At 62.0% G+C, this 25946-nt stretch carries 20 protein-coding genes; 14 read left to right on the top strand and 6 right to left on the bottom strand.

Translation table 11 applies throughout. The features are described 5' to 3' along the window. Positions 1–19: 19 nt before the first annotated feature. A complete protein-coding gene (locus FFV09_RS09485) occupies positions 20–2668 on the top strand; it encodes a cation-translocating P-type ATPase (RefSeq protein WP_141447609.1) in 2649 nt (882 codons plus the stop codon). Positions 2669–2720: 52 nt separating this feature from the next. Here FFV09_RS09485 and FFV09_RS09480 read toward each other — a convergent pair whose 3' ends face one another. Next, entirely contained in the window at positions 2721–3257 is a 537-nt protein-coding gene (locus FFV09_RS09480) for a pyruvate kinase (RefSeq protein WP_141447608.1), read from the bottom strand. Between the two features lie 112 nt (positions 3258–3369). Here FFV09_RS09480 and FFV09_RS09475 point away from each other — a divergent pair, with 112 nt between their 5' ends. Beyond that, positions 3370–4410, top strand: a complete 1041-nt coding sequence (locus FFV09_RS09475; RefSeq protein ID WP_141447607.1) for an ABC transporter substrate-binding protein — start codon at positions 3370–3372, stop codon at positions 4408–4410. Positions 4411–4465: 55 nt separating this feature from the next. On the opposite strand, the gene FFV09_RS09470 is transcribed toward FFV09_RS09475, so the two are convergent. After that, the gene (locus FFV09_RS09470) at positions 4466–4909 is read right to left on the bottom strand and encodes an Rrf2 family transcriptional regulator (RefSeq protein WP_141447606.1); all 444 of its coding nucleotides are present in this window, start codon (positions 4907–4909) and stop codon (positions 4466–4468) included. Between the two features lie 194 nt (positions 4910–5103). Between FFV09_RS09470 and FFV09_RS09465 the strand changes: the two genes are divergently transcribed. From FFV09_RS09465 to FFV09_RS09455, 3 genes are all read left to right on the top strand, one after another. Then, on the top strand, positions 5104–5475 hold the full coding sequence (locus FFV09_RS09465; protein WP_141447605.1) for an IDEAL domain-containing protein: 372 nt from the start codon (positions 5104–5106) through the stop codon (positions 5473–5475). A 154-nt stretch (positions 5476–5629) separates the two neighbouring features. Further along, entirely contained in the window at positions 5630–6676 is a 1047-nt protein-coding gene (locus tag FFV09_RS09460) for a glycosyl hydrolase family 18 protein (protein WP_170314982.1), read from the top strand. Positions 6677–6859: 183 nt separating this feature from the next. Continuing rightward, positions 6860–7504: a hypothetical protein gene (locus tag FFV09_RS09455; protein ID WP_141447603.1), complete on the top strand. Its 645-nt coding sequence runs from the start codon at positions 6860–6862 to the stop codon at positions 7502–7504. Positions 7505–7655: 151 nt separating this feature from the next. Here the strand turns inward: FFV09_RS09455 and FFV09_RS09450 are convergent, their stop codons facing one another. The 3 genes from FFV09_RS09450 to FFV09_RS09440 form a co-directional block, all read right to left on the bottom strand. Further along, complete coding sequence (locus tag FFV09_RS09450) at positions 7656–8195, bottom strand: DoxX family protein (protein ID WP_141447602.1); 540 nt, start codon at positions 8193–8195, stop codon at positions 7656–7658. 515 nt (positions 8196–8710) lie between these two features. Then, positions 8711–9562: a TetR/AcrR family transcriptional regulator gene (locus FFV09_RS09445; protein ID WP_141447601.1), complete on the bottom strand. Its 852-nt coding sequence runs from the start codon at positions 9560–9562 to the stop codon at positions 8711–8713. Then, positions 9555–10778, bottom strand: a complete 1224-nt coding sequence (locus tag FFV09_RS09440) for an MFS transporter (RefSeq protein ID WP_141447600.1) — start codon at positions 10776–10778, stop codon at positions 9555–9557. The genes FFV09_RS09445 and FFV09_RS09440 overlap by 8 nt, the downstream gene beginning before the upstream one ends. 214 nt (positions 10779–10992) lie before the next feature. Here FFV09_RS09440 and FFV09_RS09435 point away from each other — a divergent pair, with 214 nt between their 5' ends. Genes FFV09_RS09435 through FFV09_RS09420 form a run of 4 tightly spaced genes read left to right on the top strand, consistent with a single transcriptional unit; the run spans position 10993 to position 16462 of the window. After that, positions 10993–13593, top strand: a complete 2601-nt coding sequence (locus tag FFV09_RS09435; protein ID WP_141447599.1) for a DUF2339 domain-containing protein — start codon at positions 10993–10995, stop codon at positions 13591–13593. Beyond that, the gene (locus FFV09_RS09430; RefSeq protein ID WP_141447598.1) at positions 13574–15022 is read left to right on the top strand and encodes a DUF3999 family protein; all 1449 of its coding nucleotides are present in this window, start codon (positions 13574–13576) and stop codon (positions 15020–15022) included. Before FFV09_RS09435 ends, FFV09_RS09430 begins: the two co-directional genes overlap by 20 nt. A gap of 9 nt (positions 15023–15031) precedes the next feature. Beyond that, entirely contained in the window at positions 15032–15697 is a 666-nt protein-coding gene (locus tag FFV09_RS09425; RefSeq protein ID WP_141447597.1) for a DUF4085 family protein, read from the top strand. Between the two features lie 48 nt (positions 15698–15745). Next, a complete protein-coding gene (locus FFV09_RS09420; protein WP_141447596.1) occupies positions 15746–16462 on the top strand; it encodes an NAD(P)H-dependent oxidoreductase in 717 nt (238 codons plus the stop codon). Positions 16463–16618: 156 nt separating this feature from the next. Here the strand turns inward: FFV09_RS09420 and FFV09_RS09415 are convergent, their stop codons facing one another. Continuing rightward, positions 16619–18034: a family 43 glycosylhydrolase gene (locus FFV09_RS09415; protein ID WP_141447595.1), complete on the bottom strand. Its 1416-nt coding sequence runs from the start codon at positions 18032–18034 to the stop codon at positions 16619–16621. A 279-nt stretch (positions 18035–18313) separates the two neighbouring features. Between FFV09_RS09415 and FFV09_RS09410 the strand changes: the two genes are divergently transcribed. The 5 genes from FFV09_RS09410 (at position 18314) to FFV09_RS09390 (ending at position 25943) form a co-directional block, all read left to right on the top strand. Then, a complete protein-coding gene (locus tag FFV09_RS09410) occupies positions 18314–19636 on the top strand; it encodes an extracellular solute-binding protein (RefSeq protein ID WP_141447594.1) in 1323 nt (440 codons plus the stop codon). A gap of 3 nt (positions 19637–19639) precedes the next feature. After that, positions 19640–21469 carry a cache domain-containing sensor histidine kinase gene (locus FFV09_RS09405; RefSeq protein ID WP_141447593.1) on the top strand — a complete coding sequence of 610 codons (1830 nt, stop codon included), beginning with the start codon at positions 19640–19642 and terminating at the stop codon, positions 21467–21469. Beyond that, positions 21462–23084: a response regulator gene (locus FFV09_RS09400; RefSeq protein WP_141447592.1), complete on the top strand. Its 1623-nt coding sequence runs from the start codon at positions 21462–21464 to the stop codon at positions 23082–23084. The genes FFV09_RS09405 and FFV09_RS09400 overlap by 8 nt, the downstream gene beginning before the upstream one ends. A 479-nt stretch (positions 23085–23563) precedes the next feature. Beyond that, the gene (locus FFV09_RS09395) at positions 23564–24895 is read left to right on the top strand and encodes an ABC transporter substrate-binding protein (protein ID WP_141447591.1); all 1332 of its coding nucleotides are present in this window, start codon (positions 23564–23566) and stop codon (positions 24893–24895) included. Between the two features lie 112 nt (positions 24896–25007). Next, a complete protein-coding gene (locus FFV09_RS09390; RefSeq protein WP_141447590.1) occupies positions 25008–25943 on the top strand; it encodes a carbohydrate ABC transporter permease in 936 nt (311 codons plus the stop codon). Positions 25944–25946 lie beyond the last annotated feature (3 nt).

Raw genomic sequence — 25946 nt, 5'->3', positions numbered from 1 at the left:
AATGAAGAGGAGGGATTGCGTGGATTTTTATCGCTCAAGCGGGGAAGAATCTTTGAAGGAACTGAAGTCCCGCCCGGAAGGTCTGGAAACGGGGGAAGCCGGCAGACGGCTTGAGGAACACGGCTACAACGAACTGAAGGAGCGGCAAAAAGATCCGATCTGGAAGCTGATTCTCGAATCGTTCAAAGATCCGATGGTCATCGTGCTGCTGGCGGCCGCCATCGTGCAGCTCGCACTCGGCGAGATCATCGAATCGATTATCATCTTCGCGGTATTGATCATGAATTCGGTGATCGGCGTCGTGCAGACGCGCAAAGCGGAAAATTCGCTCGATGCGCTCAAGCAGATGTCGGCGCCCGCCGCCAAAGTCAAACGCAGCGGACAGGTACATACGATCGAGGCGAGGGAAGTGGTGCCCGGCGACATCGTGCTGCTCGAAGCGGGCGATTACGTGCCGGCCGACGGACGGCTGCTGGAGAGCAGCTCGCTGAAGACGGACGAAGGCATGCTGACCGGCGAATCGGAACCGGCCGAGAAGCATACCGACACGATCGAAGAAGAGTCGGGGATCGGCGACCGCCGCAACATGGTGTTCAGCGGCGCGCTCGTGGTCTACGGCCGGGGGACGATGCTCGTCACCGGCACGGGCACGAATTCGGAGATCGGCAAGATCGCCGGATTGATCGAGAGCGCCGAAGCGAAGCAGACGCCGCTGCAGCGCAAGCTGGAGAGCTTCAGCAAGAAACTCGGTCTGTTCATCCTTATTCTCTGCATCGTCATCTTCGGCGTCGAAGCGGGACGCGAATGGTTCTCCAACGATACGGGAGACATGACGGGCGCGATCCTGAACTCGTTCATGTTCGCCGTAGCCGTCGCGGTCGCGGCGATTCCCGAAGCGCTGTCGTCGATCGTGACGATCGTGCTTGCGGTCGGCACGAACAAGATGGCGAAGCGCCATGCCATCATCCGGCGCCTGCCGGCGGTCGAGACGCTCGGTTCGACGAGCGTCATCTGTACCGACAAGACCGGTACGCTGACGCAGAACAAGATGACCGTCGTCGACGACTTCGTGCCGGAAGGCCGCGAAGGCCAGGTGCCGGACGATCCGAACGAATGGACGGATTCCGAGCAGTGGCTGATGCGCATCGCGGTATTGTGCAACGACTCGCGCATCAACGAAGACGGACAGGAGATCGGCGATCCGACGGAGACGGCGCTGCTCGCCTACAGCTCCAAGAAAAACCGCAGCCACGAAGAAGTGCGCGGCACGTACGAACGCGAAGGCGAGATTCCGTTCGACTCCGACCGCAAGCTGATGTCGACCGTGCATACGGTCGACGGCCGCCGCCTGCTGCTCGTCAAAGGCGGACCGGACGTGCTGCTCGACCGCTGCACCGGCATCCGGATCGACGGTCGCGAAGAGAAGTTCACGGACGAATGGCTGCGCGGCATTCAGGCGCAGAACGAATCGTTCTCCGACCGTGCGCTGCGCGTGCTGGCCTTCGGTTACAAAGAAATCGCCGCCGGCGTCACGGTCGACGAAGACGACGAGAACGAATTGGTGTTCGTCGGTCTGACGGCGATGATCGATCCGCCGCGCGACGCGGTCTACGGCGCGATCAAGGAAGCGCGAAGCGCCGGTATTCGCCCGGTCATGATCACGGGCGACCACAAGACGACGGCGCAGGCGATCGGCCGCGATATCGGGCTGATGGAAGAAGGCGACGAAGCGCTGACCGGCCGCGAGCTGGACGCGCTGTCCGACAGCGAACTGGACAACCGGCTGGAACATATCGCCGTGTACGCGCGCGTCTCGCCGGAGAACAAGATCCGCATCGTCCGCGCCTGGCAGAAAAAAGGCCGGATCACCGCCATGACCGGCGACGGCGTCAACGACGCCCCGGCGCTCAAGCAGGCCGATATCGGCGTGGCGATGGGCAGCGGCACGGACGTGGCCAAAAATTCCGCGGCGATGGTCCTGACAGACGATAACTTCGTCTCGATCGTCAGCGCCGTCGAAGTCGGCCGCACCGTGTTCGACAATATCAAGAAATCGATCGCCTACCTGTTCTCGGGCAATCTGGGCGCGATCATCGCGATTCTGTTCGCGCTGATCTTCGACTGGATCAATCCGTTCACGGCGCTGCAGCTGCTGTTCATCAACCTGCTGAACGATTCGCTGCCGGCGATCGCGCTCGGCATGGAGAAAGCCGAACCGGAAGTCATGCGGCGCAAGCCGCGCGACATCAACGAAGGCATCTTCGCGGGTGGCACGCTCCAGACCGTCATCACGCGCGGCGTGCTGATCGGGATCGCGGTCATCGTCTCGCAGTATATCGGGCTGCAGGAGTCGCCCGAGCTGAGCGTGGCGATGGCGTTCACGACGCTGATTCTGGCGCGCACGCTGCAGACGTTCGCGGCGCGTTCGCAGACGCAGACGGCGTTCGGAGCCGGCTTCTTCGATAACAAATATGTGCTCGGCGCCGTGCTGTTCTGCTTCGCGTTGTATGCGGTCACGCTGCTGCCGGGCGTGCGCGACATCTTCTCGATCCCGGCCGATTTCGGCGTGAACGACTGGCTGATCGCGGCCGGCCTTGCGCTCGGCGCGGTCGTGCTGATGGAGATCGTCAAAGTGATTCGGGTGCGGATGGAACGTTCCAAAAACTAAGTTCGCAGCCAAAAGACGCTCTCTCCCTGTTCGTAGGGCGGGAGCGTCTTTTTTACTTTTTTGACGGATACAAAAAACGGTCGGTACCGTCCTGCGCGCCGAAATATCGAAGATAATAGCCTTGTTTGTACCGATCGCGAACTTGGTCGATATGCGGATCGTTTTCGAATGAAAGATAACCGGCCAAGTAAAGCATAATCAAATACTCTTCGAATTCAGGGTTGCCTAGCTCTCTGTCTTCGTCGTCGATGCCGTGAAAAATCGCAATTTCCAACGACAGCAAATTGGACATCCCGACCTGCGTAGAATTCATGACCCAGGCATGGGCATCGTCTTTTTCCGGATCAAAATCGGCATTTAGCTGCATTAACTTTTCGATGCCGCGGGGATCTTCGAATACATAAGCGCCTTTTGCATAGGCGAAGCCGGCCTGGGGATCTTCGCTCAACTCGGAAAAACGACTCAGTTCAACTTTTTCAGCATAATAGACTTCGGTTAATCGGGCGTGGATTTGCTCGTCCGTAAAACGGTTGGGGAGGTTCGATTTCACGTAAAGGTCGTAGAGCTGTTGAATATTCGGGAGAGTCATGTACTCATTCCTTTCGTCGACTCAACGGGGCTTGCGCAAAAGGCGGAATCCCGTTATATTGTTTTCATGAGAATGATTATCAATTAAAATTCGGACGGAGGCTCACGATTCCATGACAACAAGAACGTTCAAAAGTCTGGCTTTTACGCTGGTCGGCGGTCTGGCCCTTGCTCTAAGCGCCTGCTCGGGCGATGCGGCGACAGACAATGCGGCAGACCAAGGCACGGCGGCGACCGAACCGGCAGCCGGTCGGACGGCGGAAGACACGGCGGACAGCGGCACCGGCGAGGCGGCCTCTTCGGCGGAAGAACGCGTACTGACCGACTCGATGGGGCATGAAGTGACGATCCCGGCCGAGCCGAAAGCGATCATCGCTTCCTATCTGGAAGATCCTCTGGTCGCGCTCGGCGTGAAGCCGGTCGCGCAGTGGATGATCGGCACAGATATGCTGCAAGCTTATTTGCAGGATTCGCTGTCCGGCATTCCGGGCATTCCGTCCGATCTGCCGCTCGAAGTGACAGCCAGCTACGCGCCGGACCTGATCCTGATGGACAGCGCGGAACTGGTGGCGGGCGACAAGTACAAGCAGTATTCGGCGATTGCTCCGACCTATGTGGTAGGCAATGCGCAGAACAACGACTGGCGGCAGGAACTGCTGACGATCGGGGAAGTGCTGGGCAAGCCGGAAGACGCGCAGCGGGTGCTGGACGAATACGAAGCCAAAGCGGCCGATGCCAAAAGCAAGCTGGGCGCAGCCACTAAGGGCGCGAACAAAGCGGCGGCGCTCTGGGTTACGGAAAAAGACGTCTACGTCGTGAACATGAACCTGTCGAGCGGAGACGTGATCTACAACGATCTCGGCATGGCCGTGCCGGATCTCGTGAAGCAGTCTTCGGAAGCCGGCGAAGCGAACTGGAGCAGCCTATCGCTTGAGCTGCTGGCCGGCCTGGACGCGGACTACGTGTTCCTCGTTAACGCAAGCGGCAAAGACAAGGAACAGGTGCTGGCCGATCCGGTCTGGCAGAATATCCCGGCCGTAAAGGCGGGGCAGGTGTACGAGTTCGGCCGCGACAGCAGCTGGCTGTACACGGGCGCCGTCGCCAACAGCCGGATGATCGACGACGTGCTGCGCAGCGTCACGGGCGCCGAGTAACCCGCCAAAGCCGCTTCAGGCGGGCGGCAGGGGCTGCCTAGGCGCCGTCTAGGCCTCAGTCCGCCATCATCGCGCCCGGAAGTTCACCGTCGACGATCCGGTTCAGCACGTCCTGTACGGTCACTCCGTCGAAGTAATCGAGATAGCGCCGCTCCGCTTCGTCGAAGTAGCCGCTCATCGCGCCGGAGATCCCGGATGCGACGACGCAGTCGCTGCCGGGGCTGCCGGTATTCTTTTTCGGCCGAAGTCCTCCGCAGCATGCCGCCCGGTACACGTCGGACAGCCGGATGCCGGCAGGCTCGGCCGCCAGCCGGTAACCGCCGCCTATGCCTTCGCGCGTAAGCACCCAGCCTTGTTCCCGCAGGCAGCCCATCGTTTTGCGGACTCGCGCAGGGTGGATGCCGACGTTTGCGGCCAGTTCCTCGCTGTTGGCGGACCGGGAAGGAGAGTGGGCCAAATAGACCAAAATGTGCACGGCGGCAGGAAATTCGCTATTCATTGTTTATCCCTCCCTCACTTGATTTAATATAAGGATAAGATTCGAAGGTCCGTGCGGAGAATGAATAACGGTTCACCTTTCTTGACCTTTTGAACTGTATCCTTTATAATTACAGTTATAACCCAAGTATAATTCTTTCAGCCGCATCTGGCAAACAACAAACTTCTTAACGGGGAAGAGAGAGGTGTATCAACATGAGTAAATGGACGACGGGAGACTGGATTCAAGCATATACCGACGACGGAGCTCTGGTACACGGTTATCTGATTGCGGCGAGTGCGCCCATTCAGACGGCTCTGCTGCAAGTGACCCACAGCGACAACAAGGAGTTGATGGGCAAGGAGATTGCCGTATCGGATCGGGGCATGAAGAAATTGTCGGAGAATCCGCGCAAAAGCGAGCAGGAGATTCGCAGCCTGATCGACCTGGCCTTGCAGATTCGCGACGAAGCCTGGTTCACGGAACTGACCAACGAGCTTCGCACCGGTCCTAGACGGGCCAGACGCAAAGACGACGGCCAGCAATTCCGTACGGTGAACCGGTTGGGATCGCCGGACATTCGTTGAGACGGCCCTGCATGACCGCATGTTCTGAAATTCGGCTCGAAACCTATAGATTAGCGTCAACGGCATGAAGCGGAATCGTCTTGGAGGCGATGGCCGCTTTTTGTTTTTTTGCCGGGAAAAGAAAAAGACAAAACGAAGCGAAGGAGGCACGCGTATGGGATACCGAAAAATCGCCGCCGGTCTGCTGACTGCCGCCCTGCTGCTCGCGCAGAGCCGAACCGCCGGCTTCGCGAATCCGGGTTCGCCGCCGGCGCAGCCGATCGTGCTGGCGTATTACACGGCGGATTCGGACGCATCGCTGCGGCAGTATTCGGACCGGTTCAATCGGCTCGCCACCGATACGCTCAATGCGGACGCGGCCGGCAATCTGGTCGGGTCCGTGCCGGAGCGGGCGCTGGAGAGGGCGGACCGCGCCGGCATGGAGTCGTACGCGCTCGTCTCGAATTACGGCGAGAACGGCTGGGACGCGGACATCGCCCGCCGCGTGCTGAACGAGCCGCAGGCCAAAATCCGGCTTATTCGCCATATGCTGCGGACGGTCCGCACGCACGATTACGCCGGCATCAATATCGATTTCGAAGAGGTGCGGCCGGAAGATCGGGCGGCGCTGAGCCGCTTCGTGCGCGACACGGCCCGGGAGATGCGCAAATCCGGCAAAAAAACGATGGTGTCCGTGCCGGCCAAATCGGAAGACGATCCCGGTAACGGCTGGTCCGGCGCTTTCGATTACGAAGCGCTCGGACGCGAAGCCGATCTGATCCAGGTCATGACGTACGACGAACACGGAATGTGGAGCGAACCGGGTTCGTCGGCCGGCCTCGCGTGGATGGAATCTTCGCTGAAATTTGCCGTCTCGGAAGTGGAGCCGTCCAAGCTGCTTGCGGGCATTCCCGCTTACGGCAACGATTGGAATCTGTCCGATCCGCAAGACGAGAGCGGCGCCATGCTGAAATGGACGGAAGCGCGCCGCATCGTCCGCATGCTGGGCAATCCCGGGACGCGCGACGCCCGGTCGCTGTCCATGCGCCTGCCCTACACCGCGCCGGGCGGCGACAAGCATGTGCTCTGGTACGAAGACGCGTACAGCATCAAGCTCAAGGCGCGGCTGGCGGTCAGGTATCGGCTGGCCGGCTTGTCCGTGTATGCGCTGGGCATGGAGGACGAGACCTTCTGGGCGGCGCTGCAGGCGGGACTGAAGTGACGGGCCGCGATTGAACCGGATCGGAAGCGGATTGGAATCGGCGAAGGCTGCACGGCGGTTGGGCCGCACGCTGCGTAAAATACGAAATTTCGCGCCGCGTATCTTCTCTTTATCTTCTTATTTTATCTTTTACAATAAAGAGTAAGAAGATCGATCAGACCGATCGAAGAGGAGGCTAATAACGTGCGATACGGAACGGGCGAAGACGTCATTCGGATTCGGGTGCTGCCGCAGGAAGCGACGGAAGTGGCGGAATGGGCAGGGCTGATGCTGAGCGAGCTGGTGGGAGAAGAAGCGGGCGAAGAAGGGAAGCCGGTGCGTCTTCGCGATCCGGAGCGCGCGGCGGAACTGCTGGAGCTGCTCATGCTGTGCGCGGAAGAAGGCGCGGACGCGTCGTCGGCGCTTGAGCCGGCGATCAAGCTGTGCGAAGCGGCAGGGCAAGGGGAGAAGGAACCCGGCGTAGCAGGGCCAGAGATGTCGCGGCTTGGCGAAACGCAGCGAAGGTCGGCGCAGGAGGCGGTGTCGGTATCGGTATCGGCGAAAGGGGCGGGAACGGATAAGCGGCAGGACGGGGGCAAAGAGCCGGCCGGGGCGCCGTACCCGCCGCCGATCGGCTGGCATCCGTACTACGGAAGCGGCGCGCCGGATTTTGCGGACCGCGAAGAAGAGTCCGCTTACCGCAGCGACGAAGAGCGTACGGACGTGCTGATGGCGGTCCGCTTCGGCGCTTCCGCCCTGATCGACCTGGCGCGCAGCCACGGCATAGACGTGCCGCCCGGCGGCAAGCGGGCGGCAGGCGGATCTCCGGGGCGCCGTCCCCGCCGCTGAATGATCGCCGGACACGGGAAAAAGCGCCGATCTCTTCGCATTCGACGGAATGCGGGAGGCGGCGCTTTTTTTCTTTTTTGCGTAAAGTGCACGAAGGAAGAAGTGGATCGGACTGAATCGGATCGGACTCGATCACTTGGGGTCTGAAAGCTTAGGCGGCGCTGATCTTCTGATTGTCGGTCGCGCTGCCGTTTGTGCCGTCCTGTTTTTTGTTGCGGCCCCAGACATGTGCTCTGAGGTAAGGGATGACCCAACGGTCGAGACCGATTTTGCCGGCGTTCAGGGCAGCGACGACGATGAAGATCTCGGCCAGGATCAGGTACGGGTTGGTGCTGACGGTGCCCGAGAAGAGGAAGGCGAAGTTCATGACCATGCCCATCAGAGCGGCGAAGGTGGTGAACGTACCGAGGATCAGGCCCAGGCCTACCGCGAATTCGCCGATAGGGACGAGGACGTTGAACAGGCCGACATTCGGGATGGCGAAGTGTTCAAGGAAGCTTGCCCACAGAGGCTGCACGGCCGGATGGTCGCCGCCCGACTGAGCCAGCGCGCCCTGCAGGAAGCCCGAAGCGTCAAAGCCTCCGCCGGTCAGCTTGCCCCATCCTCCGGTAATCCATTTGTATCCGATGTACACGCGCAGTACGGTCAGCAGCCACATTGCCACTTTGTTCGTTCTCAGCCAGTTGTTCATTAGTTCCACTCTCCTAAGGGTTTATTGGGTCGCTGTCTCAGCGGCTCTTTTTGTTTGTTTGGTTGATGATCATCTCTTCCATGTCCTTATCTTAAATTAAATCTAAAATTTAATATGTGATAAATATCACAATATACGATGAATTTAAAATAAAAGTTCGGGCGCGCATAAAAAGCGGTATCCGGGCAAGCGGAAGCCGGCGTTCGGCGGGCTGCCGAGAGGGGGTTGAGAGGTGGTTGAGAGGCGGTGAAAAGGCGGTCGATAGCAGGTCAAGAAGTCGTTAAGAGGCGGTCAGAAGGCGATCCAGAACCGTTCAAGAGCCGTATGCGTATAAAAAAAAGGCTGCCCGCTCTCCGAGGAGAGCGGGCAGCCTTTCTGGCGTTCCCGGATCGGCGGGGCCGGATTAGGGTTCGGGTATCGATGTTCCTGTGTCGGCGTTCGCGTATCAACTTTCCCTTACCGGCCTTCCCGGATCGTCAAAGGCCGGTGGCCGCTTCGCGCCTTCGGCCCTGACGTCAGGCGTCCCCGCGTCCGTTCCGCGAGCCGCCGCGGGACTCGCCCCGGCGGTGCTCCGGCGCCGCGCCCTGCTGCCCGGCCGGGCTGTCGCCGGCCGAAGCCGCCGCGCCCTTGGCTGGCGCGTCGCCAAGCAGCGAGCCGAGAATCAGCCCAATGAATCTCGCGGCGATTCTGCGGCTGCCGGAGTCCGGCGAATACGGATCTTCGGCGGACAGGCTGAGCTTCTGGAGCAGGCCCATCATGGCGGTGAAGATGAACTCGCCGGTCTCGCGCAGATCAAGGTCCAAGCGAAGCGAGCCGTCTTCGATACCGGCGCTCAGCGCTTCGTTCAGGAAATGCCGCTCTTTCTGCTCGGCGATAAAAGCGCCGTACCGCTCGCGCAGCCTGTCGCCGGGCGGATACGCGTCGTAGTGCAGGTCGAACAGCAGAATGAACTTCATGGAGTCCCGATTGCAATCGGCATACGCCGCCCAGGCCAGCAGCATGGCCCGAAGACGGTCGGCGCCGGTCGGCGCGGGCAATAACCGCTCGCCCGGCAGAGCCTCCACCGGCCCGCCGGGCCCGCCGGGTCCGATGGGTCCGGCCGAGCCGCCCGAATCCGCCGCAGCCTGCTCGCCGGCCGCCCGGACCTGTTCGGCCATCTGCGCCAGCGCCTCCATCTGCACTTCGAAGCCGACTTCGTCGATCGATTCGAAGTGCTTGTAGAACGTGACGCGGCTGACGCCGGCCTGTTCGCAGATGTCTTTGACAGCCACCGCGGCAAAGCCCCGCTTCAGAAACAGCGTCCGTCCGGCGGCGATCAATTCTTCGCGGTTGTGCTGCTTGCGCTGCCGATGCCATGTCTCACTCATGCCCGGCCCCTCCTTCGGCTGCCGGCTTCGCCTGGCGCCCGCCCGTCAAGGCAAGCGCGGCCAGCAGAATGACGGCCCCCAGCACATAAGGCAGATTGATCTGTACGTCAAACAGCCATCCGGCGAGCAGCGGACCGACGATGCTGCCGAGGCTCATATACGTCGTGTTGAGTCCCGCCGCATAGCCCTGCCGGTCTCCGGCGGCGTTGGCGATCAGCGTGCCGACGGTCGGGCGCAGGAACGAGTTGAACGCGAAGAAGATGGCCGAAATCAACAGCAGATAGACGAGATTGAACCGGATCAGCATCAGCACCAGGGCGGCGGCGGTCAGGATCAGCGACAGCCGGATCAGCCTGATTTCGCCGAACCGGCGCACCGCGCGGTCCAGCAGCCAGATCTGGCAGACGATGCCGATCACCGCGCCGAGCGTGATGACGATCGAGATGCTGCGCGCGTCGAAGCCGTATTTTTGCTCGACGAACAGCGCGTAGACCGTCTCGTAGTTGACGAGCCCGAACGTCATGACAAACACGAGCAGCAGATAGCGAAAATAAGGCGTGCGGAACGAATCCGCGACCTGCCGCGCGATCGGCTGCCGCTTGTGCACGCCGGCGGCGGCTCGGCGCTCCGGCGTCAGCGTCTCGCGCAGCAGCAGCGACAAGCCGGCGGCCAGCAGGCTGAGACCCGCCGCGCAGTAGTAAGGCACGCGAATGCCGAATTCGGCGATCAGGCCGCCCAGTCCGGGCCCGAGTACCATGCCGAGATTCATCGCGGCGCCGAGGTAACCCATGCCTTTGGCACGGGTCGCGGGCGTCGTGCTGTCGGCGACGTACGCCATGACGGACGGGACCATCAGGCCGAGCCCGATGCCGCCGATAAAGCGCGCGGCGTACAGCAGCGGCAGCGTATGGCCGACCGCGAACAGGTAATCGGAGACGACGGTGAACAGCAGGCCGGCGATAATGAGCTTTTTGCGGCCGAGCCGGTCCGACAGCTGTCCGCCGATCGGCGAGAACAGGAACTGCGCCGCGCCGAAAGCCGCGACCAGATAGCCGGCGGCCGTTCCCGCGGCATCGAACTGCTTGAGGTACTCGGGCAGGATCGGAATGACCATGCCCTGACCGAGCAGCGCGATAAACAAATTGAGCATGAGCACGAACATCGGCAGGCCGATGTTCGAAGATTTTCCGGAAGCGTCCGGCAGGGAAGCGGGCATGATCGGACTCCTTTTATATAGTTTACACACTGTAACCTTTGCAGCTCGATCAGCATACTCCTTTTTTTTGCCAAAGTAAATGCGGTTGTTTGCTGTTTAGGTGAGAGGCCGGCGCGGAAAAGGGTAACAGAAAGTATGCCTATTAACTAAGCATTTCCTATAGAGTAGGATCATAGACTAACATTTTGAAAAAAGAGAAGAGGGAGGGGTCCGCATGAACGATTTCAAATCCCGGCTGTCCGCGATCAGGCAGAACCAGCGCAATCTGCTGCAAGAAACGCAGGCACTGCTGGAAGAGTACGAATCGAGCGATTTGATTCACGAGAACGAGAAGCTCCGCCGTCAGTCGGAAGAAGACAGGCGGGAGCTGGCCGCGCTCCGCGCCGAGAGCTTCAAGCTGAACAAGCAGAACGCCGAACTGCGCCTGTCGCTGACGGAACAGATTCTGGATGAGAAGCTGAACATTTTGCGCTTGTCCCGAAGCAAAATGGATACTTATTTTGCCGGGAGCAAAGTCCAGCGGATCAACCGGCTGCGCCTATTCGAAGAACAGGCGCGCACACGCATACATAAGATGATGACGGCTTCGCTCCGGCTGAACGGCGGCGAACAGCAGCAATTCCGCCTCAAGCTGGAAGAGCTGTCGGAGCAGCTGGAGATCAGCCTGGACCGCCAGCGCCGCTGGCAGGAAGAAGCGGACCGGCAGGCGGGCGAATCGCTGGACGACGGCTATCGCCTGCTGGAAGACGAAGGCGTGGACGAAGACACGATCCGGCGCCGGGTGCGGCAGAACCGGATCGAGATGAAGATCGGCCTGAACTGGATCAACAAGCTGGCGATTCTGCTGATTCTGGTCGCGGTGGGCATGGCGTTCAATTACACGTACTCGACGTGGTTCAACGATTACGTGCGCGGCAGCGTCTTTTTCCTGTTCGGCGCGCTTCTCCTCGGCGGCGGCGAATGGCTGTACCGGCGCGGCCGGCGCACGTTCGCGCTCGGGCTGCTCGGCGGCGGGACGGCCGTGCTGTACGGCTCGATTTTCTACAGCTATTTCCTGCTCGGCATTATCGGAATGGGCGCGGCGCTGCTGCTGTCGGTGCTCGTCACGCTGACCACGGTGCTGCTGGCGCTGCGTTACGAATCGCGGACGATCTGCGCGCTGGGACTCGTCGGCGGCTATCTGCCGCTGCTGTCGTACGGGCTCGCTTCGGGCCTGTCGGGACCTGCCGTGTATGCGGCCATGGTCTACCTGCTGCTGCTCAACCTGCTGCTGCTGCTCGTCTCGCTGCATAAGCGCTGGACCGTGGTCGCGTATATCGGCTTTGCGCTGAATACGCCGGCTATGCTGGTGCTCGTCTGGCTGGCGGACAGCCGCTGGATCGGCGCGGGCTATGCTTTCGCGACTTTCCTCATGTATCTGGCGCTGACGCTTGCGTACCCGATGCGCTTCAAGCGCAAGCTGTCCGAATGGGACGTCGCGCTGCTCGGCATCAATACGTTCGTCGGCTGCGGCGTCATGTACGCGCTGCTGCAATCGTCGGGCGCGATCGAGTTCCGGGGCCTGCTTGCGCTGCTGTTCGGCCTGCTGTACGTAGGACTCGGGCTGCTGGCGGAACGGCTCGTACCGGAGGAGAAAAATACGCGGCTGCTGTTCTATGTCACGGCGCTCGTCTTCGCGATTCTGATCGTGCCGTTCCAACTTGGCGAAGCGTGGACGTCGCTCGGCTGGTTGGCCGAAGCATGCGTGCTCAGCGTATACGGCCGCCGCGCCGGTTCGAAGAGGCTGGAACGCGGCGGCTGGGCCGTCATGCTGCTCTGCATAGCCGCTTTCGTAGTGGTCGATCTGCCGCTCGGCGGATTGACCCTGCTGATCAGCGGCGAGAATTCCTCTGTGTTCATGGTCAAATACACGCTCTTGACGCTGGGCACGCTCGGCCTCGCGCTGTTCTATGCGTGGGATGAATTCCGGAACCACGGCGTAGACCGTTCTTCCGAAGCGGAACGCCGCGTCCGCTATTCGCCGGACGAGCGCCGCATGCTGCTGTTCTTCCGGTACGCTGCGCTGCTGAACGTCTGGTTCTACGGGGTGTACGAAACGTTCTACGTCTACGAGCGTCTGCTTCCGAACGGCGGCAGCCATTACCTGTTCTACAAAATGCTGCTCGCGGCCGCCGTGACGGCGCTGCTCTCGGTCGGCCTCTCCCGCTTCACGCTGATCCGGGACGAAGTCACCCGCATGTATGCGCTGATCCAGTACGGCATCGCCTGCTTCATCGGCATCGCGCTCATGCTGACGATGCCGGTACTGTCGGCGCGAAGCGATCTCAACGGAGCGAACGATTACGCGGCGCTTGCGGTGCTGCTTGTCGTCAACGCCGCCGTGTTCTGGAGCGGCAACCGCAGCCTGCGCAGCGTCGTGCGCCGCTATCCGCAGGCCGGGGAGTGGTATCCGGTCGGTATCGCGGCCTACGTGCTGGTCATGCTCACCGCCCTGCTCGGCGTCCAGCTCCATGTCGACGATTTCGGTCTTCTGTACAGCCTGGCCTACCTGCTGGTCGCGCTGGGCTGCATTCTGTACGGCTTCCGCCGCCGCTACGTCCATATCCGCCGGCTCGGCCTGATCCTGACGCTGCTGTGCACGGCCAAGCTGCTGATCTTCGATCTCGGGCTGAACGGCCTGGGCAGCCGGATTCTGGCGTATTTCGCGGCCGGATTTATCCTGCTCGGCATTTCTTATTTGTACCAGCGCGTATCGAACCGCCTGGAAGCGGACGAAGGGAAGGAGCCTAACGACGATGCGGAAAAAGAAGATTGAAGGCAAGCCGGCTGCGGCGAAAAAAAAGCTTGGCGCCGCGCTCGGCGCGGCCGTGCTGCTGGCGGCAGTCCCGGGCGGCGCGGACGCCCGGGCGGAACAGCCTGCGCCCGCCGCTGCCCCAGCCGTGTTCGGGGCTGCGGGCGAAACGGCCGCCGGGCGCCAAACGGCGGCTGTGTTCGAGGCTCGCCCGGCGGAAGACGACTACGCGGATTCCGGCACGTGGAACTTTGCCAAAGAGATCCAGGCTGCTCCGGGATCGCAGTACCAGGCGCTGTTCCTCGATGCCGACGTCTACGCGCGGGCCGAGGAGAACTTGAACGACGTGCGCATTGTCGATTCGGCGGGCCGGTTCGTGCCGTATTACGCCGATTCGGGCGAAGAAGGCGAGCGGGGGCTCGACCGCCAGTATCCGCTGGAGCTGGTCGACCGCGCCAAGAGCAAAAGCGCGACGCGGTTCGATTTTCGCGTCGTCCCGGCTTCCGGCAGCGAAGACGTGCGCGGCAGCCGGCTGACGTTCCCGCTGTCGCAGAGTTCTTTTCTCAAAAAAGTACGGGTTCAGGGCAGTTACGACGGGCAGCTCTGGGAAGACTTGACCGAAGGCGAACTGTATTCGACCGGCGAAGGCATATTCCGCAACGTGATCGAACTGGAAGAGCCGGTCAAATACGGCTATTACCGCCTGATCGCGCCGAACGGCGAAGAACCGCTTGCGCTGACCGAAGGGACGCTGACCGACGTCGGCGCGGCCGTCAGCGGCGAACGATTCCGCCGGACCGCGGAACTGCCGTTCAACGTGCAGCCTTCCGCGCGCATGTCGGAAGTCGTGCTCTATAACGCCGACAAGCTGCGCATCGACCGGATTCGGTTGAACGCTTCCGCGTCGGACGGCTCCAGCAGCTTCAGCCGGCTGTTCTACGTGAACCGGGCCAAAGGCACCGGCGCCAACACGCGCGTATTGTCGCCGACGCGGCTCAATCGGCTGGAACTTGACGGCGAGAGCGTCGACGATACCGAGATCCGGCTGGCGGAACCGATCCGCAACGAGAAGCCGATGATCGTGATCGACAACGCGGGCAATCTGCCGCTGAACATCGAATCGATCGAAGTGGGCTACCGCGTCGACCGGCTCGTGTTCGAAGACACCGGCGCCGGCCCTTACCGCCTCGTGTACGGGGCGGAGCGGCAGCCTCCGCCGCAGTACGACCTCGCCGCGTTCCGCACCGAGATCGAACGCTCGAAGCCGGCCGAAGCCGCGCTCGGCCCCGAGAATGCGGCCCGGTTCGTGCCGCCGGCTCCCGGCACGGACGGAGCCGACCCCGCGCCCAAAATCGGCGCGGGCGCTTCGCTCCAAATTCTGTTCAATGTGGTGCTGGTCGGCGTCGCTCTGCTGCTGATCGTGCTGGTGAGCCGGAAATTGAGGAAAAAGTGAGGGGATCGCATGCGATTTTTTACGGAAAGATTGTATCGGGAAATGCAGTTGAGCAGTCTGCTCGCGGTGCCGAGGACGAAGGAAGGGTGGGACGAAGAATTGGCGTTCTGCCGCGAGATCGGAGTCGATTACGTCGAGCAGGCCCACGTGAGCCTGGCCCATAACCGCAAGGAGCTGCTTGCGCTGCTGCCGGCGGCGCTGCATCCGTACGTGCTTGACGGTACGCTCAATCAGCCGTATGCGCCGCCGGAGCTGGCCGCACGGATCGCCGATTGGCGGGCAGACTTCGATCGCCGGCAGCAGGAGTTCGGCCGGGCCGCGCGGGAAGCTTACGAATCGGTCAAGGAGCAGCTGCCGCCGGCCGCCCGGGAACTGTGGGAACGTTCGCTGCACGACGCGCAGTTCGTCTCGTGCGAACGCCGGCCGGGCGGCGTGATCGAGCTGCGGTTCGACGAGTCGACGATGGGCAAAGCCTCGGCGCCGCCGAACCGCCTCGTCTTCTCGGGCGTGGGCGCCGCGACGATTCCGGACGATCTGGAGCGCGCTTATTGGTACGGCGAAGAATTCGAGTTGGTGCCGGCCGGGTTCGCCCTGCTTGTCCTGCTGCAAAAAGAAGACGGAGGATTTACCGAACTGCGGATCGAAGCGGAAAGCCTGAAGGTGGACTGGGCCTGAATGTGCGTTAAAATGGAGGAGAGTCGACGATACGAAGGAGGCATTCCCATGCACGACAAACACCCGGACCCACACCCGGACCCATCCGGGCCGGACGCTTACGCGGCCGCCAAAAGCCAACTGCTGGACGCTTACCGGTTCCGCCACGCCGTCAAGGACTTCGATCCCGCGCGGCAGGTAGCGGCGGACGATTTCGACTTCATTCTGGAAGCCGGCCGGCTGTCGCCGAGCTCGTACGGCTTCGAGCCGTGGAAATTCGTCGTCGTACAGAATCCGGAGCTGCGGAGCAAGATCGCGGTGCATGCCGGCGGCGCTCGCCGCCAGCTGGCTTCGGCCAGCCACGTGATCCTCGTGCTGGCCCGGCTGCCGCACGATATGACGGCGGATTCGGCCTACATCTCGTACATGCTGGATGACGTGCAGCGCCTGCCGCAGGAGATCTCCGACATGAAGCGCAAAACGTACGACGCGTTTCTGCGTACGGGCTTCGCGCTGCAAGATAACGAGCGCGCCATGTTCGAATGGTCCTGCCGCCAGACGTATCTGGCGCTCGGCAACATGATGACGGCCGCCGCGATGATCGGCATCGATTCCTGCCCGATGGAAGGCTTCGTCAAGCTTGAGACGGAGCGCGTGCTGGCCGAGGAAGGGCTGCTGGACACGGCGCATTTCGGCCTTGCCTGCATGGCCGCTTTCGGCTACCGCGCGGGCGAACCGACGGAGAAGACCCGTCGGCCGCTTGGCGAAGTGGTGGAATGGCGGTAGATTCCGCCTGCGCGCCTGCGCGTTCGTTCGCCCGGCGCCAGAGCCGCGCGCTGCCTTAAAGCTCAAAAAAGAAGCGAAGACCGCCTACCCGGTCTTCGCTTCTTTGCGTCCGAACTGTTTTTTTACTAAGCCGCCTATTCCGTCTGTTCGCCCGGTCTATTTCCCGACGCGGAACAGGTCGAACCCGTCGATTTCGGCGTAGCCGTCTCCTTTGGCGAAACGGATCGTATGCTTGCCTTTGTCCAGCGTCATTTTCTGTGTCGAGGTGCCCCAGTTGTCCCAGCCCTGGTTCGTCACGAAGAAGTCGCTGGCCGGTCCGCCGTCCACGGACAGCTTCAGCGTCGACCAATTGCCGCCCGCCGTTCCGTTGCCGGTCCGCGCATAGAGGATGTACGTGCCGCCTTTGTCCACGTCGACGTCGATGTCCACGTAGCTCTCGGGCGTGTCGATATAGCCGACTTTCGCGCCGCCCGAACTGTCCGCGTGCTGCGACACTTTGGCGGTGCCGCCGAGCCGGCCGTCTTCCGCTTCGTAGCGGTCGCGCTGCGGTTCGCCCGAAGGCAATGGAATCGGTTGGTTGGGATCAAGCGGACTGCCGAAGTTCGGCGTCTTGTCCGCGTTCCAGCTGAACGGCTGCGTGCGAATCTCGCGGTCCCAGCCGGAACCTTGTCTTTTGGCCGCATGATACACGATCCAGTCTTCCTGCCCGTCCGGCGACTCGGTGAAGCTGGCATGACCCGGTCCGTAGACGCCGCCGCCTGTCTTGAACACCTGATCCGGCCGTTTGGTCCACGAAGCCGGGTCCAGCAGGTCGCTGTTGTTCTTGGCCGTCAGCAGGCCGAGCGAATAATCGTCGGTCCAGCTGCCGCTGGCGGAGTAGACGATGTTGATCTGATTGCCTTTGACGAGAATCTGCGGGCCTTCGTTCACGTTCGGCGAATGGTTCGTCTCCCACTGATACTCCGGCCGCGCGATCTCGACTCTCGGCGAATCGATCGTCCACGGATTGCTCATGCGCGCGATATAGAGCACCTGCCGCACGTTCTCGGTGCCTTCCCAGCCCGACCAGACAAAATACGAGATGCCGCGCGCCTTGAACACCGTCCCGTCGATCGCCCAGCGGTTGGTCGAATCGGCGATCGGGCCTTTGTCGACCCAGGTGCCTTTGAGCGGATTGAGCGACTTGTTCTGCATGACGTACATCCGGTGGTTGGCGTTGTCCCCGTCGTCTTTGGCGTAGTAAATATACCAGGCGCCGTCGATCCGGTGGATTTCCGGGGCCCACACGTTCTGGCCGCCCGTCTCGACGACCGTCGTCTCGGCCGCGTCGATGCCGGTCATCGTCTTGGAGCGCCAGAGCGTCACGTTGCCGCCCGTCGTTTTCGTGAAGTAATAGTAGCCGTCCGCGTGCCGGTACATGAACGGATCGGCGCCGTCCTGCATGATGACGTTGTAGAAATCGTTTTTTGTCTGAGCCGAAGCTGCCTGTGCCGCCTCATAACTTCCGCCGCTAAGCGTCGTGCCGAGCAGCATCAGCGCAAGGCCGCCTTTGAGCCATGTTTTTCTGTTCATTCAGTGTTGTCTCCCCTCGGTTGAGTGTTACGAACAACTTAACGCAATCGCGCGGCGGCGAACAGGACGGATCTTTGGGGGGAACGGTCTTATTTTTTGGGAAAAGACTTGCGGTCGCGCAGATATGGACCTATTTTTAGGTATGGACGTAATTTTGGCAAAATGAAGGAAAAACGGCGTTTGCGCTGCGATCGGATTTAGAATAGAGGCAGGGCGTGTATAAGGACAATAAACGGACATAACGGTGACCGGATGCCGGGAACGAGGAGGAGAAGCGGGATGGGCCGCTCGGATTTTTGGTACGGAAAAAGAACGCCGCTCTGGCTCGTGCCCGTGCTGGCCGCCCTGGTGCTGACTTTGGGGCTGTGGTTGACGGACAATTATGAAAGCGGATACGAAACGCCGGCCGCGGCGGAGACGAAGACGGCGATCGAGTTCTGGACGCCGTTCAGCGGCGGGGACAGCTCGTTCATGAACGGTCTGGTCGCGCGGTACAACGAAGAGAACGGCGAAGGGATCGTCGTGCGGATGAACAACAACAAGCTGGACGATTATTATACGAAATTGTCGACCGCGATCGTGACCGGCGAAGCGCCGGACGTGGCGATCGTGCATGCTTCGAAGTACGCGCAGTACGTTCCGGCGGATTTTGTCACGGCGATCGCGGGAGAAGAAGCGGCGGAGGCCGGGGTGGACTGGGACGGGTACAACCCAAACATTCTGCGCAAAACGGTGCTGGGCGACCACCATTACGGCGTGCCGCTGGATGCCCACTTCGGCGTGCTGTATTACAACAAAAAATGGCTGAAGCAGGCGGGGCTGTACGCAAACGGCAAAGTGCTCCTTGAGCCCGGCGAACAGGGATTTACCGATTTTCTCAAAAAGATCCGCGCGAACGTTCCCGAAAACGTGGCGCCGCTCGCCGTGCCGAATATCCGTATCGATTCGCTGTGGCTCTGGTGGTCGCTGTATAGCCAGATCGACGGAGGCGGGCGGCTCTACGCGGCGGACGGCAAACACGCCGGATTGAACATGAAAGCGGCGGAACGTTCGCTGGATTACGTCGATTCGCTGTACCGGGAAGGGCTGATTCCGCCGGACATCAACGACGCGACGAGCCAGTTCGCGCGGGGCGAAGCGGCCACGCTGTTTCTTGGCGTCTGGTCGATCGGGCTGTTCGAGCAGGCGGAAGGGCTCGACTTCGGCGTCATGCCGCTGCCGCAGATCTACGACCGCCCCGCCTCGTGGGGCGACGCGCATACGCTGGCGCTGCCCGCGCAGGCGCAGGCCGATCCGGCGAAGCGCCGGGCGGCGCTGAAGTTCGCCGCCTGGCTCACCCGACACGGCGACGTCTGGGCGCAGGCCGGGCATATTCCGGCGTATGAAGCGGCCGCGCAATCGCAAGCTTTTCTCGCGCTGCCGAGCCGGAGCGATTACGCCGAAGCGGCCGACGACGTCGCTTATTTCCCGGATCATCCGAAGCAGGGACGGGTCAGCGACGAACTGGTCGTCGAACTGGAGCGGCTGTGGTCGGGCAGCCAGACGGTAGACGGCATGCTGAAGGGAATCGGGCCGAAAATCGACCGGATTCTGGAGGAATAACAGATGGGCAAATTTGCGCAATACCGCAGTCTGTGGAGCCGCAAACAAGCGCGCCGCGCCAACCGAAGCCTCGCATTCAAGCTGATCGGCATCAATCTGATCCTCATCGCCGTGCCGCTGCTGCTCTCGTCGCTGCTCAGCGGCATCGGCTACTCCCGGGCGGTCCAGCGCAACGTCGGCGCGTACCAGGCGGACGCCGTGCACGAATTCAGCGCGAACCTCGACATCTATATGAACGAACTGGCGCTGCTGTCGGTGCTGCCTTACCAGACGCCGGACCTGCTCGACTATCTGGAGCGCCGGGACGCGGGCGAAGCGACGGTGTACGAAGAACGGATGCTGCTGGAAGAATTCATGCGGCGCATCCGGGTGAACGGGCGGGTCGATACGATCGGAATCACGCTGCAGGCGCAGCAGGTGCGTTCGTACGTCGAGCCGCCCGACAGCCCCGGACGGTTCACCGAGGAAGACGATCCCGACCTGAGCGCGTTCGCCGAAGCGGCCGCGTTCGGCGAAGCGGTGTTCGTCGGTCCGCATTCGCTGAAATCCGACAACGGCTCGACGTACAGCGTCTTCTCGGCGGTCCGCGTCATTCGCAGCCTCGAAAGTGGGAAACGGCTCGCCATTCTCAAAATCGACGTGCCGTCGAGCGACCTGCGCGAGCGGATCGCGAATCTGTCGGGCAGCGGCGAGCGCTCGGTGGCGGTGCTCGGCGGAAGCGGCGAGCCGATCTACGAGAGCGGCGCTTTTCCCGATTCGACCGGCCGCCTCGCGGCTTATCGGGGCGAAGGCACCGTCACGCTCGGCAGCGGGCGTTCTTCGGTGCTGATGACGTACGTGACGTCGCCGGTGACAGGCTGGACCGTGCTTCAGGCGGTCCCGATGAGCATTCTGCTCAAGGACGCGGAGACGGTCAACCGGCAGATGCTGCTTGTCGGCCTGGCCTGTCTGGCCGCTTCGATCTTCGTCTCGGTCTTGTACGCGCTGCGGATCACACGCCCGCTCAGCCGGCTGCGCCATTCGATGAAGCTGGTCGAGAAAGGGCAGTTCGGCATCTCGATCCCGGTCGAGAGCGAAGACGAGATCGGCCATTTGAGCCGGACGTTCAATCTGATGGTGTCCCGGCTCGGCACGCTGACGTATCGGCTGTACGAGACGGAGATCCGGGAGAAAAACGCGGAGATCGCTTCGCTGCAGAGCCAGATCAATCCGCATTTTCTCTATAATACGCTCGGCTCGATCAGCATGTACGCCGAGCTCGAAGGCAACCGGGAAGTCGTCAGCATGACCAACCATCTGAGCGCCCTGCTGCGCTACAGCATGGGCGGGGGACGCGACGAAGTGACCGTCCGCGAAGAGATCGAGCATATTCGCGGGTATCTGGCGATTCAGGGCATCCGGTACGAAGAGCGGCTGCGCTACCGGATCGAAGCGGAGCCGGGATTGATGGACAGCCCGGTCATTCGGCTGACGCTGCAGCCGGTCGTGGAGAACGCGATCGTGCACGGGCTGGAGCACGGAATCGGCGAAGTCGGCATCGTCATCGCGATCGGACTAAGCGGCGAGCGTATCCTCATCTCCGTGACGGATGACGGACCGGGCATGAGCGACGAACAGCTGCGGCGCCAGAACGCCAAGATGGAAGAAGGGCTGCTGCCGGAAGGGCCGGGCGGGCACGGGCTGGTCAATGTGCACCGCAGGCTGGTGCTCAAGTACGGATCGGGCTTCGGCGTCCGGCTGGAGCGGGCGGAGTCCGGCGGCATCCGGGCTTCGATCCGGCTGCCGGACCTGCGGGAACGCGAAGAGGAAGAAGGGAGAGACCGCCATGGATAAACGCAAAGTGCTGGTCGTCGACGACGAAGCGATCTTTCGCCGGGGACTGCGCCATTTGATCGGAACGTCGGACACCCCTTGGGAAGTGTGCGGCGAAGCCAAAGACGGCCTTGAAGCGCTGGAGGAAATCGAGCGCACGAAGCCGGATCTCGTCATTACGGACATCCGCATGCCGCGCCTCGACGGGATCGGCCTGCAGGAACAGCTGCGCGAGCGCTACCCCGAGATTCGCTGCTTCGTGCTGAGCGGCTATAACGATTTTCGCTATGCGCAAAGTTCGCTGCGCTTCGGCGCGCGGGATTACCTGCTCAAGCCGATCGACAAGGCGGAGCTGTACCGGGTGCTCGGCCAGGTGGAGCGCGAATTGGTGCAGGCCGAGCTGCAGCGGGCCGAGCGGCTGCCGCAGCGGCGCCTGCCGGCCGTGCTCGCGGAAGAGCGGGACCGGCTGCTCGACGGGCTCGTGCGCGGCGAACTGCCGCATGCGCGCCCGGGCGAGCTGCGCGAAGCCGGCATCGAGTTCGAACGGGGCGTGTACGTGCTCGTCGCCGAGCTCGACAAGGACTCGGTCGAGCCGAGCCGCTACGAGCGGCAGGAAGCGGAATTGTTCTCGCTCTACATTCGCCAATTCATCGAAGAAGCGCTGTCCGGCGTGCGGACAGGGTTCGTGTTCCGGCGCGGCGCCGGCGTCGTCGCGCTGCTGGACGCCGAAGCGTCCGCCGCGTCGCGGGCGGACGTCGCGGAACTGGCCCGGCATATCGCGGGCCGTATCCGGCGCGAAGCGAACCTGACGATCACGATCGGAATCGGCGGCGGGGTCCACGGCGTCGAGGAGATCTCCAAATCGTACGGCGAAGCGAGAATCGCTTTGCTCTATCGGCTGACTTCCGGCGGCAACCGGGTCCTGCTGTACGAGGACCCGCCGCGCCAGGAACCGGGCGCGGTGCGGACGCCGCTGACCCAGCGCGGCTATCTGGAGCAGGCGCTGCTCGAAGGCGAAGGCGGGGACCTCGGCGAGCGGGTGCGCGAAGGCATCGGGCAGCTGTGCGATTCCGGCGCGAGTCCGTCCGTGATCCACGAGCAGGTGTGCCGGATGCTGCTTGAAGCATACGGCCTCGCCGTGGACCGCGGCGTCCAAGGCGATTGGCCGGAAGGCCGCGATATCGGCGCGGCGCTGCAGGGCGCGCTTGCGCTCAGCTCGCGCTCGGAGCTGGCCGCTTACTGCGCGGGCCTGCTGCGCTCGCTTCAGGCGCTGGTCCGCCGCGGGGACGAGAGCGAAGGGCTGCACGCGGTAGACCGCGTCGTCCGCCATATCGAAGAACATTACGCCGAGCCGATCACGCTCGGCAGCATGGCGGAACTCGTCTTCCTGAACGCGTCTTACCTCAGCAGCCTGTTCAAGATCCGGCTCGGCCGCTCGTTCGTCGAGATTCTGACCGAAGTGCGCGTGCGCGAAGCGTCCCGGCTGCTGCTGCATACCGACGACAAAATCGCTTCCGTCGCCTACGGGACGGGCTTCTCCAATATCCGGCACTTCAACCGCGTCTTCAAGGCGGAGACGGGCCGCACGCCCAAAGAATTCCGCGAGACGCTGCGCCCGGACCGGGCGAATGCCTGACAGGCGCGCGGATGTGGGGAGGGGAAGATGGGCGGCGGGCAAACCGGCTTCCAGGCGTCGCCTCGCTCCGTCAAAAGTTGGACGGCCGCCAAACGACAAACCGTCTCCGACCTTCCCGCCCGCAGCCAAGGCAGCGGCGCCTCCTTCGGGAGCCGCCCGGCCGCTGCCGCGGCCCGAAGGCCGAACCGCTCCAAGCCGGAACCTGCCTCCGGCTTTTTTGCGTTGGGCACCCCGCCGCCGCAGCAGGCTCGACGGCGCGCCGCTCTATGGCTTCGCGCTCTGATTCGCCGCCTGCTAAACCCAAATATATGTCCACTCCGCCTAAAGAAGCGTCATTTTACCGCGCGGCCGTCGGCCTTATGATTGATTTGTAAGCGTAATCAACAGAAAACGCGGGGTTTAACGAAAACGGCCGTTTGCTTCGAGAAGACTTTTCGAGAAGTCCAACCGGGCCGTTTATCCGAAAGGGAGGCACGAAGATGAGAAAAAGAAACCTGTTCAAACCGGCGGCATTGGCTTTGACGCTCATGCTGCTGCTTAGCGCCTGTGCGGGCGGCGGAGCTGGCACAAGCGGCAGTGGCGGCGGCACGACGGCCGGCACCGGAGGCGAAGGCGGCGGCGATGCGCCTGCCGGCAAGACGACCATTTCGTTCTGGACGCCGTTCAGCGGCGGCGACGGCGAGTTCATGACGCAGATGATCGAGAAGTTCAACGCGGAGAATCAGGAGATTCACGTGGAACAGCTCGCGAACCCGGCGGGCGATTATTACACGAAATTGCAGACGTCGCTTGCGTCCGACCAGGCGCCGGACCTTATGGTCCTGCACTCCTCGCGCATGCCGCAGTTCGTTCCGGCCGGCTTCGTAACGCCGCTGGACGACCTGGCCGCGGAGAGCCAGCTCGATTGGGGCGAGTTCAACCCGACGATTCTGGAATCGACGATCTATGAAGACAAACATTATTCGATCCCGCTCGATACGCATGCGATCGTCATGTACTACAACAAAGACCATCTGGAGAAAGCCGGCGTGCTCGGCGAAGACGGCAAACCGGTCTTCGACCAGACGCCGGAAGGCTTCACCGAATTCCTGACCAAGATCAAAGCCGCCGTGCCGGCCGACGTGGCGCCGCTGGCCCAGCCGGACGTGCGGACCGACTCCTACTGGATGTTCTGGGGCTTCTATAACCAGCTCACCGACGGAGGCAAGTTCTACGACGAGAGCGGCAAAGCCGCGCTCAACAACCCGCAGGCGCTCGAAGCGCTTGAGTACGTCAATAGCCTCTACACGTCCAAGCTTATTCCGCCGAAGATCAACGACGCGGTCAAGCTGTTCCAGGATAAGCGCGCCGCCGTGCTGACGACGGGCGTATGGAGTACCGGCGCGTTCGAAAGCGTCGACGGCCTGAACTTCGGCGCCGTGCCGATGCCGCAAATCTACGACCAACCGGCGACGTGGGGCGATTCGCATACGCTGGCGCTGCCGAAGCACGGCACGGAAGATCCGGTCAAGCAAAAAGCCGCGCTCACGTTCGCCAAGTGGCTGGCGGACAACGGCGAGCTGTGGGCCAAAGCCGGCCATATTCCGAGCGTAACGCGGGTGCTTGAATCCCAGGCGTTCAAAGACATGCCGTACCGCAGCGACTACGCGGCCTCGGCCGACTTCGTCAAATACTGGCCGCGTAACGAGAAACAGGGCCAGATCAACGATAACGTCATCAAGGAATTCGAGAAGATGATGGCCGGCAAACAGGACCCGAAGACGACGCTTGAAAAAGCGAACGCCGTCATCGACAAGACGAGCGGCAAGTAACCGCCCGGACCGGTCCGGAATTTGCCGGACCTCAAGCAGAAGGAAGCGGCAGGGGCGATTCCGCCGCGCGCCGCTTCCTTTTTTTATGAATCTGAAAGGAGTGACCGCAACCATGGCTTCCAAAACATTGTCCGACCGCAACGACGCGGGAGCGAACGCCCGCGCGCCGCGAAGCTCGCTGCGCCGGCAGGGCTGGGTAACCGGCGTCCTGATGGTGCTTCCGTATACGATCTTTTTCCTGCTGTTCTCGATGATTCCGATCATCTACGGCTTCGGCGTCAGCTTCTACGACTGGTCGCTGCTCGGCGACCGAACGTTTATCGGGCTGCAGAACTATACGAATCTGCTGCAGGACGAAGAATTCCGTACCAATCTGCTGAACACGGTGCTGTTCACCGTCATCAGCGTGCCGCTCATTACGGCGATCGGGCTGCTGCTGGCGGTGCTCGTCAACAGTATCCGCAAAGGACAGGGCTTTCTGCGTATCGCGTTCTTCATGCCTTATGTGCTGTCCGTCTCCGTCATCTCCAGCATCTGGGTTATTTTTCTCCAGCCGTATACCGGCCTGCTGAACCGCATCCTGCGCGGAATCGGCTTGATCAACAGCGAGATCTTCTGGCTGTCCGATTCGACGCTCGCCTGGGCTTCGATCATCATGGCGACGCTGTGGTGGACGATGGGCTTCGTGTTCGTGCTGTTCCTCGCGGGACTGCAGGACATCCCGGAATCGTTCTACGAAGCGGCCGGACTCGAAGGCGCGAGCCGCTGGCAGACGTTCCGCTACGTGACGTTCCCGTCGCTGTCGCGCGTGACGGTGCTGGTCGTCGTGCTGCAGACGATCTCTTCGTTCAAAATCTTCGGCCAGTCCAAGCTGATTACCGGCGGCGGGCCGGCGGGCGCGACCAAGACGGTCGTGTTCTCGATTTACGAAAACGGCTTCCAGACGTTCCAGATGGGCTACGCTTCGGCCATCGCGTTCGTGCTGATGCTGGTCATTCTGGTCATCTCGCTGCTGCAGACGACGCTGCTGCGCAGATTCGGGGAATAAGCC

This window comes from Saccharibacillus brassicae (assembly GCF_006542275.1).
GTDB classification, from domain to species: domain Bacteria; phylum Bacillota; class Bacilli; order Paenibacillales; family Paenibacillaceae; genus Saccharibacillus; species Saccharibacillus brassicae.
Note: the sequence above shows the minus strand (reverse complement) of the source record. Positions and strands in the feature narration are given on the sequence as shown.